The sequence below is a fragment of the Nocardia sp. NPDC005978 genome (assembly GCF_040614455.1).
Lineage (GTDB): Bacteria > Actinomycetota > Actinomycetes > Mycobacteriales > Mycobacteriaceae > Nocardia.
In genome coordinates this window covers 31,367-44,626 of sequence record NZ_JBEXUS010000021.1, presented here as the reverse complement: position 1 = coordinate 44,626, position 13,260 = coordinate 31,367, and the positions used below count along the sequence as shown (strand labels likewise).

The window sequence follows — 13,260 nt, the reverse complement described above, 5'->3', positions numbered from 1 at the left end:
TGTGCGGTCACTTGGCGAGTCTCTTTTCGGCGGCAAGCACAACGGCGGCTGATGCGGCGCCCAGCGCGGAACCGGCGAGTACGTCGGAGGGGTAGTGCACCCCGAGTACGACTCGGGACAGCAGCATCGGCGGGACGAGCACCGCAGGCAAGGGTAGCCCGGTGAGTCTGCCGAGCAACACAGCCGCTGCCGTGGTGGAGGTGGCGTGCGACGACGGGAAGCTGAGCTTGCTCGGCGTCGACACGTTGACCTGCACGGACGGATGATTCGGGCGGGGGCGGCGCACGATTCGCTTGATCACGACGGACGCGGCGTGCGCGCCGAACGCGCCGACCGCGGCCCCGGCCCACTGCCGCCGGCGCGGCTTGTCGACCAGCGCGCCGACCGCGGCCAGGCCGATCCAGCCGAGCGAGTGCTCACCGAAGTGCGACATCCCGCGCGCGGCCTTGACCACCGCCGGATTCTGCCCGATGGTCCCCTGCACCGCGTTGAGGATCTTGACCTCGAACGGCGAGTCCCCCGGGGCAGACGACGCGTCGGGAACGGCGTGCAACCCGCGGTCCGCCACGGCGGCCGAATCTGCTGCTGTCATTTGCTCTCGTTCCCTGCGTCGATGCCGAAGATGTTCTCCCACGCCGCCTTGCTCGTGAGATGCGAATGCGCCGCACGATACTGCTCGCGCACCTCGGGGAAGCGCTCGGCCAGTTCCTTGCGCAGCCGCATCGATTCCTTGAACAGTTCCGCGGCCTGCCGCGGATCGCGCTTGCGGTAGACCACGCCGCGACCGTCGGCGGTGGTGACGGTGACGCCGTCCACCTGGGAGAGCAGGAACCAGCGCGCGTCCAGGGTGGGCACGTTCAGCTGCGGGGTCTCGTGGTGGCGGGTGTCCGCCTTACGGAAGTTGTGCAGCACGCCCCGGCCCAGGCGGGCGATCTTGGCGATCGGGTTGCCGGGTTCGCCGACCGCGCCGACCCCGGCCCGGCTGGCCATGGGCAGTTCGGTGGAGGACGGCACCACGACCGCGTCCGGGAACTGCTTGCGCATGGCGTGGATCTTGCCCAGCGCGCTGGGCAGCAGGTCGAACAGGCGGTCCGGCCCGGCGAGGTAGTCGCGAATGGCCTCGTTCTGAATGGCCACCGTCGAGTACTCCAGGCACAGCAGGTGTTTCAGCGTCGCCTTGACGGTGTTGACGACCATGGGGCGGCCGTCGTTGGGCAGGTGCAGCGAGGCGACCACCAGCCGGTTGCGCAGGTGGAAGTACGCCTGCCAGTCGATGGCGTCGTCCTTGTCGCTCCACGCCATGTGCCACACGGCCGCGCCCGGCAGGGTAACGGTCGGATAGCCGTGTTCCCGTGCGCGCAAACCGTATTCGACGTCGTCCCACTTCAGGAACAGCGGCAGCGGCTGCCCGATCTCCTCGGCCACCTGCCGCGGGATCACACAGGTCCACCAGCCGTTGAAGTCGACGTCGATGCGCCGGTGCAGCAGTTTGGAATTGTCGCGATCCCGCAGCGGGTACTTCGAGAAATCGTGGTCGTACTCGACGTTCGGGGCCGCGGACCACATGAAGATGGACCGGTCCACGACCTCGCCCATGGTGTGCAGGTGCGAGCGCTCCTGCAGGTTGAGCATCTGGCCGCCGGTCAGGATGGGCGACTTGGCGAAGCGCGAGAAGGCGAGCGCGCGCAGGATGCTGTCCGGCTCGATCTCGATGTCGTCGTCCATGTAGACGATGTACTCGGCGTCGGTGGTCTTCAGCGCCTCGTACATGACCCGGCTGTAACCGCCGGACCCACCCAGATTGGGCTGGTTGTGAATGGCGAGCCGATCACCCAGCGGCAGTGCGGCTTCGGCGAAACCGGGCTCGTCCACCACCTTGCGGTTGCCCTGGTCCGGGATGATGACCGCTTTGATCTTCTCCAGCACCAGCGGGTCGTTGCCGAGTGCGGCAATGGTTTTCACCGCGTCGGTGGGCCGGTTGAAGGTGGGCATGCCGACGGCGATGCTGCCCTCGCCCGGCGCCTCGGTCGGCGCGTACCAGCCGCCGTCGCGCAGTTCGACCGCGCTGTCGGTGGTGATGTCGAACCAGATCCAGCCGCCGTCCTCGAACGGGGCCAGCTCGACCTCGAATTCGACGGTGCTGCGGTGCGCCGAATCCAGCTCGTGGCTCGCGCCGCTACCGGGCGATCCGAATTCGTTGCCCTGCACGTGGATTCGCGAGCCGTCCGCCTTGGAGCGGTAGACGTCGACGCGGCCGTGCCCGGCGAGCTCCAGGTGCAGCACCACGGACTTCAGCACGCTCCAGCGCCGCCAGTAGCTGGCGGGCACCGCGTTGAAGTACGTGCAGAACGACACCTCGGACTCCGCGCCGATGGACAGCGAGGTGCGGGTGGGTGCGTGCGAGCGGCGCGCGTTGGTCGCCGATTCCTCCAGGTAGAGGGTGCGCACGTCGAGCGGTTCACCCGGCCGGGGCAGGATGACGCGCTGTAGGAGTGAGATGGCCCGGGTCTCGGTTGTCATGGCTTCCAGGGTGGCTTGTGCGGTCATTCGGCGGTGTCCACCAGCGCGGCGCCCGACTCCAGGTGCGGGCGCAGCACGTTGTCGAACATGCTGAGCGCGGCGCCGATGGCCATGTGCATGTCCAGGTACTGGTAGGTGCCCAGGCGGCCACCGAAAAGCACCTTGTTGGCGGCGGTTTCGGCCTTGGCGCGCTCGCGGTAGGCCAGCAGCTTGGCGCGGTCGTCGGGGGTGTTGATCGGGTAGTACGGTTCGTCGCCGGTCTGGGCGAAGCGCGAGAACTCGCGCATGATGACCGTCTTGTCGGCCGGGTAGTCGCGCTCGGGGTGGAAGTGGCGCGGTTCGATGATGCGGGTGTAGGGGACGTCCGCGTCGTTGTAGTTCATGACCGAGGTGCCCTGGTAATCACCGGTTTCGACGATTTCGGTCTCGAAATCGATGGTGCGCCAGCCGAGTTCGCCTTCGGCGTAGTCGAAGTAGGCGTCCAGCGGGCCGGTGTAGACGACGGGGGCGTCCGGGTTCTGGGCGCGGATCTCGTCGCGGACGTCGGTCCATTCGGTGTCCAGGCGGACCTCGATGAGGTCGTTCTCGGCCATCTTGGACAGCCACGCGGTGTACCCGTTCTTGGGCAGGCCCTCGTAGGCGTCGTTGAAGTAGCGGTTGTCGAAGGTGTAGCGCACCGGCAGGCGGGTGATGTTTCCGGCGGGCAGTTCCTTGGGATCGGTCTGCCACTGCTTGGCGGTGTAATCGCGCACGAACGCCTCGTAGAGCGGGCGGCCGATCAGGGAGATGGCCTTCTCTTCGAGATTGGCCGCGTCCTTGGTGTCGATTTCGGCGGACTGCTCGGCAATGAGGGCGCGCGCTTCCTCGGGGGTGAAGTAGCGGCCGTAGAACTGGGAGATCAGGCCGAGTCCCATGGGGAATTGGTAGGACTGGCCCTTGTGCATCGCGAAGACGCGGTGCTGGTAGTTGGTGAACTCGGTGAACTGATTCACGTAGTCCCACACCCGCTTGTTCGAGGTGTGGAAAAGATGGGCGCCGTACTTGTGGATTTCGATACCGGTTTCGGGGTCCGCCTCCGAATACGCGTTGCCGCCGAGGTGATAGCGGCGTTCCACGACCAGGACCCGCTTACCCAGCAGGTTGGCGGTGCGTTCGGCGATGGTCAGCCCGAAGAAACCAGAGCCGACAACAATGAGATCGAAGGGGGGTGCGACGGTCACGGGAGCCCAGCGTAGTGGAAGACGGTACGGGCGCGCGTTGGCTCCGGCGGGCCGGGTTCCGACGCGCTCGGGGATACGGTCGCGAGCGGCGCGGGTCATCCCGTCGAGCGGGATCCGGCAGCGGGATGTTTGCCCGATATTCACCAAAGTGGGCACGGGCACTTCATGAGAGCTGTATTACATACGCACATGAGCTGAACATCCGTCCAGTTCGTTGCCGTGCGCAGTATGCGGCCGTGCCCCTCGCTCGACCGGAAGACACACATCACCATGCGGTTCCCCCGTCTCGCCCCGCCCGGGTTTCCCTCGCTCGCCCCGCGCAAGCGCCCCCGCCTCGCCCCGCTCGTGGGCGCCTTCACCCTGGCGGCTCTACTGAGCACCGCCGCGCTCGTCCCGAACGCCGCTCCGGCCCGCGCGGCCGGGGAGACCCTGGCGGAGGTCGCGGTCGCCGACGCCGACGGCCTCTGCGGAAAGGGCGCGGCCACCGTCGACGATGTCGTCACCAATGCCGCCACCGCCGTGCGCACGGTCGTCCCCGCGCATCAGCTGGCCGACTACGACCGGCAGGTGAACGAGTTCCGGCGGTCCGTCGCCGCGCTGCGGGTGCACCGGGCGACACTGCCCATCCACTCCGGTGAATTCGGCGGCCGGCTGGAGTACCTGGACGATCCGATCGTCACGCACCTGGTCAACAACCTCGACGCGCTCCGCACCGGTAGGCTGCATCAGACCGTGGCGGTCTCGGCGCTCTCGATCAACGACGTGATCGAGGTGTTCATCCTCGCCACCCGCATCGTGAAGATCCCCGCCCAGTTGGGGGTGAGCCTGGTGCCGACCGTCGGCTTCGTGCTCAAGCCGATCGTCGGCGCGATCTTCAACGGCGTGAAGTCGCTGGCTCGCTCGGTGCAGGCGCAACTCGCGCTGGGCTGCAACACATCCGGGGCCTACGAGAAGCTGCACCTCGAGCTGTCCGAGTCCCGGGTGGACGTGCCCCAGCCACTGCTCGACCTGGCGAACCAACTCACCCTGGCCGACGGCGCGTGCACTCCCCTGGCCGAACTGAAGACCTCGGACCTGGTCGAGCGCACCCGGAACTTTCTGGCCGCCCACCCCGCCCTGGGCGTCGACGCTGCCACCGTGCACGCCAATGCCGATGCGCTGCAGGGCTTCCTGCGCGACAACCGGGTGGCCGACGTCATCACGCTGCGCCGGACGGAACAACTCGGCCCGGCCGTCGCCGCGATGGACTACGGCCCCCTGACCTTCCTGGCGAACCTCGGCTTCGACATCTACGAGGGTAGGGCGCTCGAGACGGTCCCCCTCGGCGACGTGACCGTCGAAAACGCTTTCGACCTGGTGACTTTGGCGCTGGACACCACGAGTCTGCTACTGACACTGGGCAATACGATCGCCGGCTGGACCGGCGTGGCCTCGACGGTCCTGACCCCCCTGTCCCTGGCCCAGACCCTGGCGTTCGCCCCGACCACCTACGGCGCCCCGATCCTGAAGGGCGTGATGCAGTCGATGTGCGCGGCCTGATCGCGGCACGGAGAAGGGGAACGGCCCGGACGAGTTTCGTCCGGGCCGTTCGGCCTTCGTGCCGCACGTGTTGCCGCGGCGCGGTCAGTAGTAGGGGTACTGGTTGTAGCCGGGCGGGTAGACCGGGTGCTTGCCCGCCGCGATCCAGCGGCCTGTCGCCGGTACCGCGCACAGGACGAGGATCGTCAGGCTGATGCCGAGGCCGAAGATCGGGGTGGTGAACTCGCCGAGCGTGAACTGCACCAGGCCGCTCACCACGCCGAGGCCGGACGCGAGGATCAGCATCACGCGGCCCGCGGTCTTGCGCGCGAACAACAGCAGCGCGCCGATGAACCAGAACGCGCCGATGAGTGTCACGACTATGCCGAGGCCGATCAGCAGCGCCTCGAAATCATTGGACGCGCGGCTGCTGCCGTATCCACCGCTCGAACGATCCGAACTCAGCGAGGCCGCGGCGATGACCGCGATGATGCCGCCGATACCCGCGATCAGACCGAGAATCAACGCGATGATGCCCGCGGTGATGGCCGTCGCGCCGCTGGGCGGAGATTGCGGATACATCGGATAGCCGGGCTGATATCCCGGCGGCGGATATCCGGGTTGCTGATAGCCCGGCTGCTGATAGCCGTAACCCCCCGGATAGGGCTGACCGTACGGATTGCTCATGGCTGAGTCCCCCTCCTCGTTCCGGCGAACCTTACCGGGGTGCGCGGTTCGGGGCGACGCCGTATTTCGGGGCTGTGATCAGGACTGCAGCGGGCCCTTTCGGCGCATGAGCGTCGAAAGGGCCCGCGGCTACCCGTATTCGGATTACAGCCGTTCGGCGAATACGCGCATGGCATCGCGAACGTAGACCGCGGTGCCCGCGCCGTGCCGGTCGTAGTTCTGCGCGAATCGCTCGTCCGCGACATACATTTCGCCGAGATTGACGAAGTATTCCGGGGCCGGGCACGTGCCCTGCCAGCCGGTCGTCACCCAGTCGTAGTGCCTGCGCACGATGGCCTGCACCGCATCGCTCTCGACCGGGACCCCGTCCGCGTGGGCGCGGCCGTAGTCGGCGGCGATGTCGATGTGGGTCTGGAAGTGCGCCTTCTTGCCGGCCTCGCTCATGGCGTTCCACCAGCGATCACCGCTCTCCCAGGCGTCCTTTCCCCAGCGGTCGATGACCTCGTCCTTGTATTCGGTGTTGTCGAATCCGTCGAATACTTCCTCGGCCATGAGTGGCTCACCCGCTTCCGTTTTGCGCAATGTGGTGGTCACCGAGGCGATTTGGCGCGCGATCCGGGCCTGCTCCTGACGCAGCAGATCCAGATGGGTGCGCAGGGCCTGGGCGGCGTCCTGTTCGCCCGCGAGTACTTCGGCAATGGCCGGCAGGCCGAGCCCGAGTTCGCGCAGCAGCAGAATCCGCTGTAGCCGGACGAGGGAATCCCGGTCGTAATAGCGATAACCGTTGGCGCCGATCCGGCTCGGCTCGAGCACCCCGATCTCACCGTAGTGCCGCAGTGTGCGGCTGGTGGTTCCGGCGGCCTTCGCCAGTTCCTGAATGGACCATTCGATTGCCACGTCCGACCCTTCCTCCCTCGTTAACCTCGACCGATTCAGGATGCGAGTTGACGTAACGTCAAGGTCAAGCCCGATTCAGTATGCGCGGCGCGCGGCGGTGAATGGGGCAGCGAATCGGTCATCGCCCGAAGTGACTTGCCCCCGTGTCACAGCCCGTGAAACGATTCGACGGCGCGCTGGCGAATACCGGTTTCCACGCGCCTAGTTCGTCTTCCGGGGATGGGGAATCTTCACAATGCTCTCTGCGGGCCGTGCCCGAATCCTGCGCTGGGCGGCCGTCGCGGCCACCGCGCTCAGTTCCACCCTGCTGATCACCGGCACCGCCGACGCGGCGCCGCCCGTGGTGCTCGGCGGCGGCTCCGGTGTGCACGTCGAACAGCTCGACGACGCCGGCGGCACCGCCGACTGCACCCTGACCGCGGTCGGCTACGACGCCGCGGACCGCCTGGTGGCGCTGACCGCCGGGCACTGCGGCCAGATCGGCTCCCGCATCGCCGCCGAGTACACCCGCAGCGGCGGCATCGGGGTCATCGTCGAGAAGAGCGAAGGCAACGACTGGGCCGTCATCCTGCTCGATCCCGAGCGGGTCACCCCGACCCGCCAGGTCGCGCAGACGGTGATCAACGGCGTCGGCGGGCCGCCGCGCCTGGGCGACATGGCCTGCAAGAACGGCCGCACCACCGGCTACACCTGCGGGCTGGTCTGGGAGGCGCACAACTCGTACTTCCGCAGCCAGGTGTGCGCGAACCACGGTGACTCCGGCGCCCCGGTGCTGGTCGGCGACCGCCTGGTCGGCATGGTCGTGGCGGGTCAGGACTTCGAACTCGGCCCGATCACCGTCGATCTCGCACCGTGCAAGGGTGCGGGCGACATCCTGCACCAGCCGGAGATCTCGACCACCATCGCCCTGGTGCTGGCCGACATCGACCGCCGCGGCGGAGTCGGCGCGGGGTTCCGCCTCTTCTGACGTCTCACACGAGCGAGGGCCCCGGACGCGTATGCGTCCGGGGCCCTTCGTGTTTCGCGCCGGTGCTCGGTAGCCGATAGCTCAGTAGCCGACGGTGAATCGGGTCCGGTGGTGCTTGGGGCGCTCGGCCTCGTCGAGCAGGGCGACCGCGAGGTCCTCCATCGAAATCGCCGAGTTGCCTTCGTCATCGGCGATCAGCTCGTCCGCGCCGAGCCGGTAGGCGCCGGTGCGGACGCCGGGCTCCAGCAGGGCGGCGGGGCTCAGATAGGTCCAGTCGACGGCGCCCGTGTAGCCCGTGAAGACCGCGAGCTGCCGGTTGCAGCCCTCGGCGATGGGATGCAGGTCCGCGGGGAAATCCGGCTGCTCGGCCAGGGTCCGCCCGGTCCCGGGGACCGTGAGACTGCCCGCGCCGCCGACGACCAGCAGCCGAGTCTCGGTGCCGCCCAGGCCTTTCAGCAGCGCGGCGGCGACCTGGGCCAATTCCTGTTCGCGACCCGGGACCGGGCGGGTCGCGCTGATCACCAGATCGCTGTCCGCGCCCAGATCCGCGACCTGTTCGGGGTCGGCGGCATCGCCCGCACGCAGTTCCACCTCCACCGGCAGGTCGCGCAGGCGATCCGGGTTGCGGGAGACAGCGACCACCCGGTGTCCACGGCCCAGTGCCTCGGTGACGACCCGGGCGCCGACTCCACCGGCGGCTCCGAAAACGGTGATGCGCATGACTTCTCTCCTTGGACGAGTGTTCGCGTGACGGGGTTGCTTGTTCGAATGCGCTTGGGAAGAACGGTGATTCCGCACCGTCAGGCGGCGCGAACCAGCACCTTCTCCTCGACCGCTGCGGCGACCGGCTTGGGCGCGGTGGCCAGCTGACCGAGCAGGGTGCCGCCCAGGGCGATCACGATGCCGAGGATCTGCAGCGGGGCGAGCGACTGGCCGAGTGCGATCCAGCCGATGACGGCGGCCGAGAGCGGGCTGAGCAGGCCGAGGAAGGTGACCGAGGTGGCGTTGGCCCTGGCCAGTCCGCGGAACCAGATCGCGTAGGCCGCGGCGGTTCCCACGAGTCCGAGGAACAGGTATCCGGCGATGTTGCGGCCGTCCAGGGCGGGCGGAGCGCCTTCGATCAGCAGTGCCAGCGGCAGCAGCATGATTCCGCCCGCGGTGAGCTGCCATCCGGTCATCGCAAGGGGCCCAACGCCTTCGGGACGCCCCCAGCGCTTGGTCATGATCATGCCGGTCGCCATGGACGCCGCCCCGGCGAGACCGGCGATCACGCCCACGGTGTCGAGTGCGGCCGAGGAGCGCAGCACCACCATGCCGACGCCGGCCATGCCGATCACCGCCGCGAGAATCTTTCTGGTGGTGAGCCGTTCGTCGAGGGCGACGGCGGCCAGGCCGAGTGCGAAGAGCGGGGCGGCCGCGCCGAGCACCGCGGCGACGCCGCCGGGCAGGCGGTAGGCGGCCAGGAACAGCAGCGGGAAGAACGCGCCGATGTTCAGCGCGCCGAGCACGCCGGCCCGCCAGATCCAGCCGCCGTGCGGGAGGGTGCGGGTGATGGCCAGCAGCAGCAACCCGGCGGGCAGGGCCCGCATGAGTCCGGTGAACAGCGGCCGGTCCGCGGGCAGGAACTCGGTGGTCAGGGCGTAGGTCGAGCCCCACACCAACGGCGCGAGGCCGGTCAGGGCCAAGGTTCCGGCGTAGGAAGCGACTCCGGGGCGGGTGCTGGTCATTTTTAGCTCCTCATTGATAATCTCAACGTTGAAATAAAAGCACCCGGATGCTTCAGCGTCAAGTATCTCAACGTTGAAACATTTCAGCGACAGGAGCGAACCATGCCCGACGCCGTAGATCTGATCGCCGCCTCCTGGCAGGAAGTGCGTCCTGACGTGGACGTTTCCCCCATGCAGGTGCTCGGCCGCCTGAGCAGGCTCTCCCGCGTCCTCGAACGCGAGCTGGGCACGTTCTTCGCCGGCCACGACCTCGAGCGCTGGGAGTTCGACGTCCTGGCGACGCTGCGCCGCGCGGGATCGGAGACCGGCCTCACCGCGGGCGCCCTCAACAAGGCCGCCATGGTCACCTCCGGCGCGATCACCAACCGGATCGACCGGCTGGCCGCCAAGGATCTGGTCGAGCGCCTCCCCGACGCCGTGGACCGCCGCGCGATCCGGGTCCACCTGACACCCAAGGGCCTGGCCCTCATCGACGAGCTGCTGCCCCTGCACCTGGCCAACGAGACCCGGCTGCTCGCCGATCTCTCCCCCGCCGACCGCGAACAGCTGGCCGCGCTGCTGCGGGTCCTCGGCGAATCCTGGGGCGACACAACGCTGTCCTGACTGTCCTGACCGTCCTGACCGTCCTGACGCAGCGCCGAATTCGGGAATTCGGATTCATCCCCAGGGTTCACAGGGCCGGCTGTGGAAGCCTGCCCCGGAAACGAAAAGAGCCCGGATTCCACGGAATCCGGGCTGCAAAGCAATACGCACGTCACTCCCCGTCGGGAGTTCCGATACGTATTGCCCGTGAGCACAACGCGCGTTCGCTTCTCGTCAGTCGCGGCCGTACGCGGTACTCAGAAATTCGAACGGACCTCGTCAGATTCGTTCGAACCGACCGAACCCCGTCGGGTTCGCATCGTTCAGGGTGAAACTCTCGATGCCCGAACTATCAGGGCAGGACCTGGGGCACGACCTGCGGCGCGAGGGCGCCGACCAGCAGGCCGAGCAGTGCGCCGTTCAGCGCGCCACCGACCGCGCAGGCCGGAGCGGCAACGGAACCGGCGCCCGGAACCAGCAGGCAGAGCACGGCGTGAATGATCGCGCCACCGGCGGCGCCGGTCGCGACGGCATTCGCCAGCGGGTCCGAATTCTGCGCATTCGGATCGGTGGCAATGGGCGCCGCGGCGGCGGGCGCGACCTCGACGGCGACCTGCTGCACAACGGCCGGCTGTTCGGCCGCGTTGATACCGGCATTGGCGGAAGCCACACCGGCTCCGGCCAGAACGGCCCCCGCGGCCAGCGCGCCCACGAGCACCTTGCGGCCGGCATTCTTGAACGAACGAATCATGATGATTGAACCCCGATCTCCCCGACCCCGCCGCGCCGAATGCGCGGCCTGTCAACGATTAACTTCTATCGGATTCCACCGACAGAAATCAAGTGAATCACAACATCTCCACAACTCTCCCCATTACCCGTAAGTAGCTCTCCGCCAGCGCAACTCGACCCGACCTGCGCGGACTCATCCACAAATACCCAATGACCCCTGTGGATTTCGATAGCGACCTAGTCATCACTATGGCGCACATCACGTTTCACGTGAACCGGGTCGTTTCACCTGCGCCGTCGCGGCCGATCCACACCCATCCACAACCTCTCCCACGCTCCCGGAATCCCCTGCGCCACTTATCCCCAGCCCATCCCCAGCCTCTCCCCAATTCATCAACACCACAAATACGAAAAGAGCGGCACTCCCCATTCGGGAGTGCCGCTCTCGTCAATCAAACCCATCCACTACTTCGCGAGTGCGGCGCAATGCCGCTCCCCGACCTCGTTCCACCGCAACTCACACACACCTGCCCCGCCGGCCCACGAACACAGGGCAACAGTTCGACCACTCCCCTATCCACCGCCGAGGCGACGAGCGCGAGCTCGTCGAGCCGGAACGAGGCGGGCGCTGCGAGTCGGGCGGCGAGAAGGTTCTCGGAAAGCCCGGTCCGCGCGGCGAGCGTCCCACGCCCGACCCCCGCGGCGGCCATCGCCCACCCAACTCTTCCGCCAGTGCATTCGCCCATCCAGCCCACCGGACCGCCTCCCAATCGAGCCACGCCGGCAACCCCGCCCTCACCACTGAAGACACGCTCACCGAATCGCTTATCGTTCGAACATATGTTCTAGTATTCAAGATCAGACGAGACGAGGTCAACGATCCCCGTCCACACAATCCGTGCGAGGACTCAAAAACGAATAGCTCCCGACCCCCGGCAGACAGGTGAAAAACGTTGTCCGGCAACCCATTCGGCTCCTTCATTCGCCATCGGCGCAGGACGGCCGGCCTGACCCGCGAGCAACTCGCGAGCCGGGTGAACCTGTCGGTGTCGTTGATCGAGAAGATCGAACAGGGAACTCGTCCGACGACGCTGGCGAACCTGCGGATCCTGTTCGACGGGTTGGATGTGCCCCCGCTGCAACGGCGGCACATCCTGAACCTGAGCCTGCCGGGGATGCTGACCACGGACGACGCCCCGACACCGGCCCCGACCCCCGCCGACCTCGATGACCTCGAAAGCCTGGGCCATCCGGCCGGCTTCTTCCTGATCCCGGCGTTCACCGCGGTGGCGGTGAACCCGGCGTTCGAACACGCCTTCCCGGGCACGGGCCCGGGAACGAACCTGATCGAATGGATCCTGCTGAACCCGGCGGCCCCGGCGGTCGTCCCCCAGTGGCGCCAGGAGGCCCACCGCCTGGTCTGCGCGTTCCGGACCCTGACGCCGGATCCGTCAACGGATGTCCACACCCTCGAGTTGATCGAGAATTGCGGGAAATCGCCGGAGTGGGAACGGATGTGGACGACCAATCTCCCGATTGCCGATCAGTTCCGCGATCAGATACTGGTCCGCGAGCCCGCGAGCAACGAGGTTCACCCGCTGCTGGCTCGCCTCTACAGCCCGGAATTCCCGGACCGGCCGTGGTGGCTGCTCCGCCTGATTCCAGCCTGCCGAAGCCAGCACGAATCAGGCAAGTGAGGGCGCCCTACGGTTCGTACTAACCGCAACGAAACTCAGCCCACGACGGCGCGTCGGACCGCCCTTGGCGGCTGATTCCCACATACCCAAGCAACGCGGGTACCAGAGAATGAGCTGGACAACATCAGGTTGATACCGACGTCCCGGGCAGTCAGCGAGAGAGAGTTGCTCCCAGCTGAGTCAACGCGACCGTCCACCAAGACTCCGGATTCTTGAACGCCGCCTCGTCGATTGAGCGAAGCTTCTCGAAGAGCACGGACGCCCGCTGCGCACGGCCGTCGATCCCCGTATCCGCGTCGATGAACAGTGCGAATTGATAGAGGAAATCCGACAGAGCCTTGAATGTCGAGTTCACCAATTCGAGCGTACCGGCTTCGGTACCCAACAGTACTACTCGACCGCCATTGGCATCGAAACAGAACAGCGCCGAGTCAGGATCACTCGGCACTGCACCTATAATCACCAGCGGCATGAATTCGTCATCAGCAATTCGCAAATTGATCGAATCGTAAAGACTGTATTTCCCACCTTCGAGATAGGACGTGAATACCACAGACATATCGGTGGGAATGAAATCGATCTCGGGATACGATTCCACTGGAGCTCGAAACTCTTCGATGAACTCGGCCCGCGGGAACTCGAAGATGTTATCGATGCCCCAGGCATCCACGTACTGCTGACGGGTAGTCATTGTTAATTTCCCCATTTCAATC

The 13,260-nt window shown here is 66.8% G+C and carries 13 protein-coding genes; 4 read left to right on the top strand and 9 right to left on the bottom strand.

The genetic code is table 11. The features are described from left to right. Positions 1–7: 7 nt before the first annotated feature. The 3 genes from ABZ319_RS12480 to glf are packed head-to-tail and all read right to left on the bottom strand — an operon-like array spanning position 8 to position 3,740. Positions 8–592, bottom strand: coding sequence for a phosphatase PAP2 family protein (locus tag ABZ319_RS12480; RefSeq protein WP_354986476.1), 585 nt, complete (start codon positions 590–592; stop codon positions 8–10). Continuing rightward, positions 589–2,547, bottom strand: coding sequence for a glycosyltransferase (locus ABZ319_RS12475; protein ID WP_354986475.1), 1,959 nt, complete (start codon positions 2,545–2,547; stop codon positions 589–591). Before ABZ319_RS12475 ends, ABZ319_RS12480 begins: the two co-directional genes overlap by 4 nt. Then, entirely contained in the window at positions 2,544–3,740 is a 1,197-nt protein-coding gene (glf, locus tag ABZ319_RS12470) for a UDP-galactopyranose mutase (RefSeq protein ID WP_354986474.1), read from the bottom strand. Before glf ends, ABZ319_RS12475 begins: the two co-directional genes overlap by 4 nt. A 270-nt stretch (positions 3,741–4,010) precedes the next feature. Here glf and ABZ319_RS12465 point away from each other — a divergent pair, with 270 nt between their 5' ends. Then, complete coding sequence (locus ABZ319_RS12465) at positions 4,011–5,279, top strand: hypothetical protein (protein ID WP_354986473.1); 1,269 nt, start codon at positions 4,011–4,013, stop codon at positions 5,277–5,279. 84 nt (positions 5,280–5,363) lie between these two features. On the opposite strand, the gene ABZ319_RS12460 is transcribed toward ABZ319_RS12465, so the two are convergent. Both ABZ319_RS12460 and ABZ319_RS12455 read right to left on the bottom strand, forming a co-directional pair. Continuing rightward, positions 5,364–5,945, bottom strand: coding sequence for a hypothetical protein (locus ABZ319_RS12460; RefSeq protein ID WP_354986472.1), 582 nt, complete (start codon positions 5,943–5,945; stop codon positions 5,364–5,366). A gap of 144 nt (positions 5,946–6,089) precedes the next feature. After that, the gene (locus ABZ319_RS12455; RefSeq protein ID WP_354986471.1) at positions 6,090–6,842 is read right to left on the bottom strand and encodes a MerR family transcriptional regulator; all 753 of its coding nucleotides are present in this window, start codon (positions 6,840–6,842) and stop codon (positions 6,090–6,092) included. Positions 6,843–7,077: 235 nt separating this feature from the next. Here ABZ319_RS12455 and ABZ319_RS12450 point away from each other — a divergent pair, with 235 nt between their 5' ends. Continuing rightward, on the top strand, positions 7,078–7,809 hold the full coding sequence (locus ABZ319_RS12450) for a S1 family peptidase (protein ID WP_354986470.1): 732 nt from the start codon (positions 7,078–7,080) through the stop codon (positions 7,807–7,809). An 81-nt stretch (positions 7,810–7,890) separates the two neighbouring features. Here the strand turns inward: ABZ319_RS12450 and ABZ319_RS12445 are convergent, their stop codons facing one another. Both ABZ319_RS12445 and ABZ319_RS12440 read right to left on the bottom strand, forming a co-directional pair. After that, positions 7,891–8,529, bottom strand: a complete 639-nt coding sequence (locus ABZ319_RS12445) for an NAD(P)H-binding protein (protein ID WP_354986469.1) — start codon at positions 8,527–8,529, stop codon at positions 7,891–7,893. Between the two features lie 80 nt (positions 8,530–8,609). Further along, positions 8,610–9,536, bottom strand: coding sequence for an EamA family transporter (locus tag ABZ319_RS12440; RefSeq protein WP_354986468.1), 927 nt, complete (start codon positions 9,534–9,536; stop codon positions 8,610–8,612). A gap of 102 nt (positions 9,537–9,638) precedes the next feature. On the opposite strand from ABZ319_RS12440, the gene ABZ319_RS12435 reads away from it, so the two are divergent. Continuing rightward, on the top strand, positions 9,639–10,139 hold the full coding sequence (locus ABZ319_RS12435; protein ID WP_354986467.1) for a MarR family transcriptional regulator: 501 nt from the start codon (positions 9,639–9,641) through the stop codon (positions 10,137–10,139). 331 nt (positions 10,140–10,470) lie between these two features. Here the strand turns inward: ABZ319_RS12435 and ABZ319_RS12430 are convergent, their stop codons facing one another. Continuing rightward, complete coding sequence (locus tag ABZ319_RS12430; RefSeq protein WP_354986466.1) at positions 10,471–10,869, bottom strand: hypothetical protein; 399 nt, start codon at positions 10,867–10,869, stop codon at positions 10,471–10,473. Between the two features lie 934 nt (positions 10,870–11,803). On the opposite strand from ABZ319_RS12430, the gene ABZ319_RS12425 reads away from it, so the two are divergent. Then, positions 11,804–12,547 (top strand): helix-turn-helix domain-containing protein, encoded by a 744-nt coding sequence (locus ABZ319_RS12425; RefSeq protein WP_354986465.1) that lies wholly within the window; start codon positions 11,804–11,806, stop codon positions 12,545–12,547. Positions 12,548–12,698: 151 nt separating this feature from the next. On the opposite strand, the gene ABZ319_RS12420 is transcribed toward ABZ319_RS12425, so the two are convergent. Next, positions 12,699–13,238 carry an SUKH-4 family immunity protein gene (locus ABZ319_RS12420; RefSeq protein ID WP_354986464.1) on the bottom strand — a complete coding sequence of 180 codons (540 nt, stop codon included), beginning with the start codon at positions 13,236–13,238 and terminating at the stop codon, positions 12,699–12,701. Positions 13,239–13,260 lie beyond the last annotated feature (22 nt).

Excerpts from the sequence above, each read along its gene's own strand:
- ABZ319_RS12480 (WP_354986476.1), bottom strand. The coding sequence starts at position 592 with ATGACAGCAGCAGATTCGGCCGCCGTGGCGGACCGCGGGTTGCACGCC.
- ABZ319_RS12475 (WP_354986475.1), bottom strand. The coding sequence starts at position 2,547 with ATGACCGCACAAGCCACCCTGGAAGCCATGACAACCGAGACCCGGGCC.
- ABZ319_RS12465 (WP_354986473.1), top strand. The coding sequence starts at position 4,011 with ATGCGGTTCCCCCGTCTCGCCCCGCCCGGGTTTCCCTCGCTCGCCCCG.
- ABZ319_RS12460 (WP_354986472.1), bottom strand. The coding sequence starts at position 5,945 with ATGAGCAATCCGTACGGTCAGCCCTATCCGGGGGGTTACGGCTATCAG.
- ABZ319_RS12450 (WP_354986470.1), top strand. The coding sequence starts at position 7,078 with ATGCTCTCTGCGGGCCGTGCCCGAATCCTGCGCTGGGCGGCCGTCGCG.
- ABZ319_RS12445 (WP_354986469.1), bottom strand. The coding sequence starts at position 8,529 with ATGCGCATCACCGTTTTCGGAGCCGCCGGTGGAGTCGGCGCCCGGGTC.
- ABZ319_RS12440 (WP_354986468.1), bottom strand. The coding sequence starts at position 9,536 with ATGACCAGCACCCGCCCCGGAGTCGCTTCCTACGCCGGAACCTTGGCC.
- ABZ319_RS12435 (WP_354986467.1), top strand. The coding sequence starts at position 9,639 with ATGCCCGACGCCGTAGATCTGATCGCCGCCTCCTGGCAGGAAGTGCGT.
- ABZ319_RS12430 (WP_354986466.1), bottom strand. The coding sequence starts at position 10,869 with ATGATTCGTTCGTTCAAGAATGCCGGCCGCAAGGTGCTCGTGGGCGCG.
- ABZ319_RS12420 (WP_354986464.1), bottom strand. The coding sequence starts at position 13,238 with ATGACTACCCGTCAGCAGTACGTGGATGCCTGGGGCATCGATAACATC.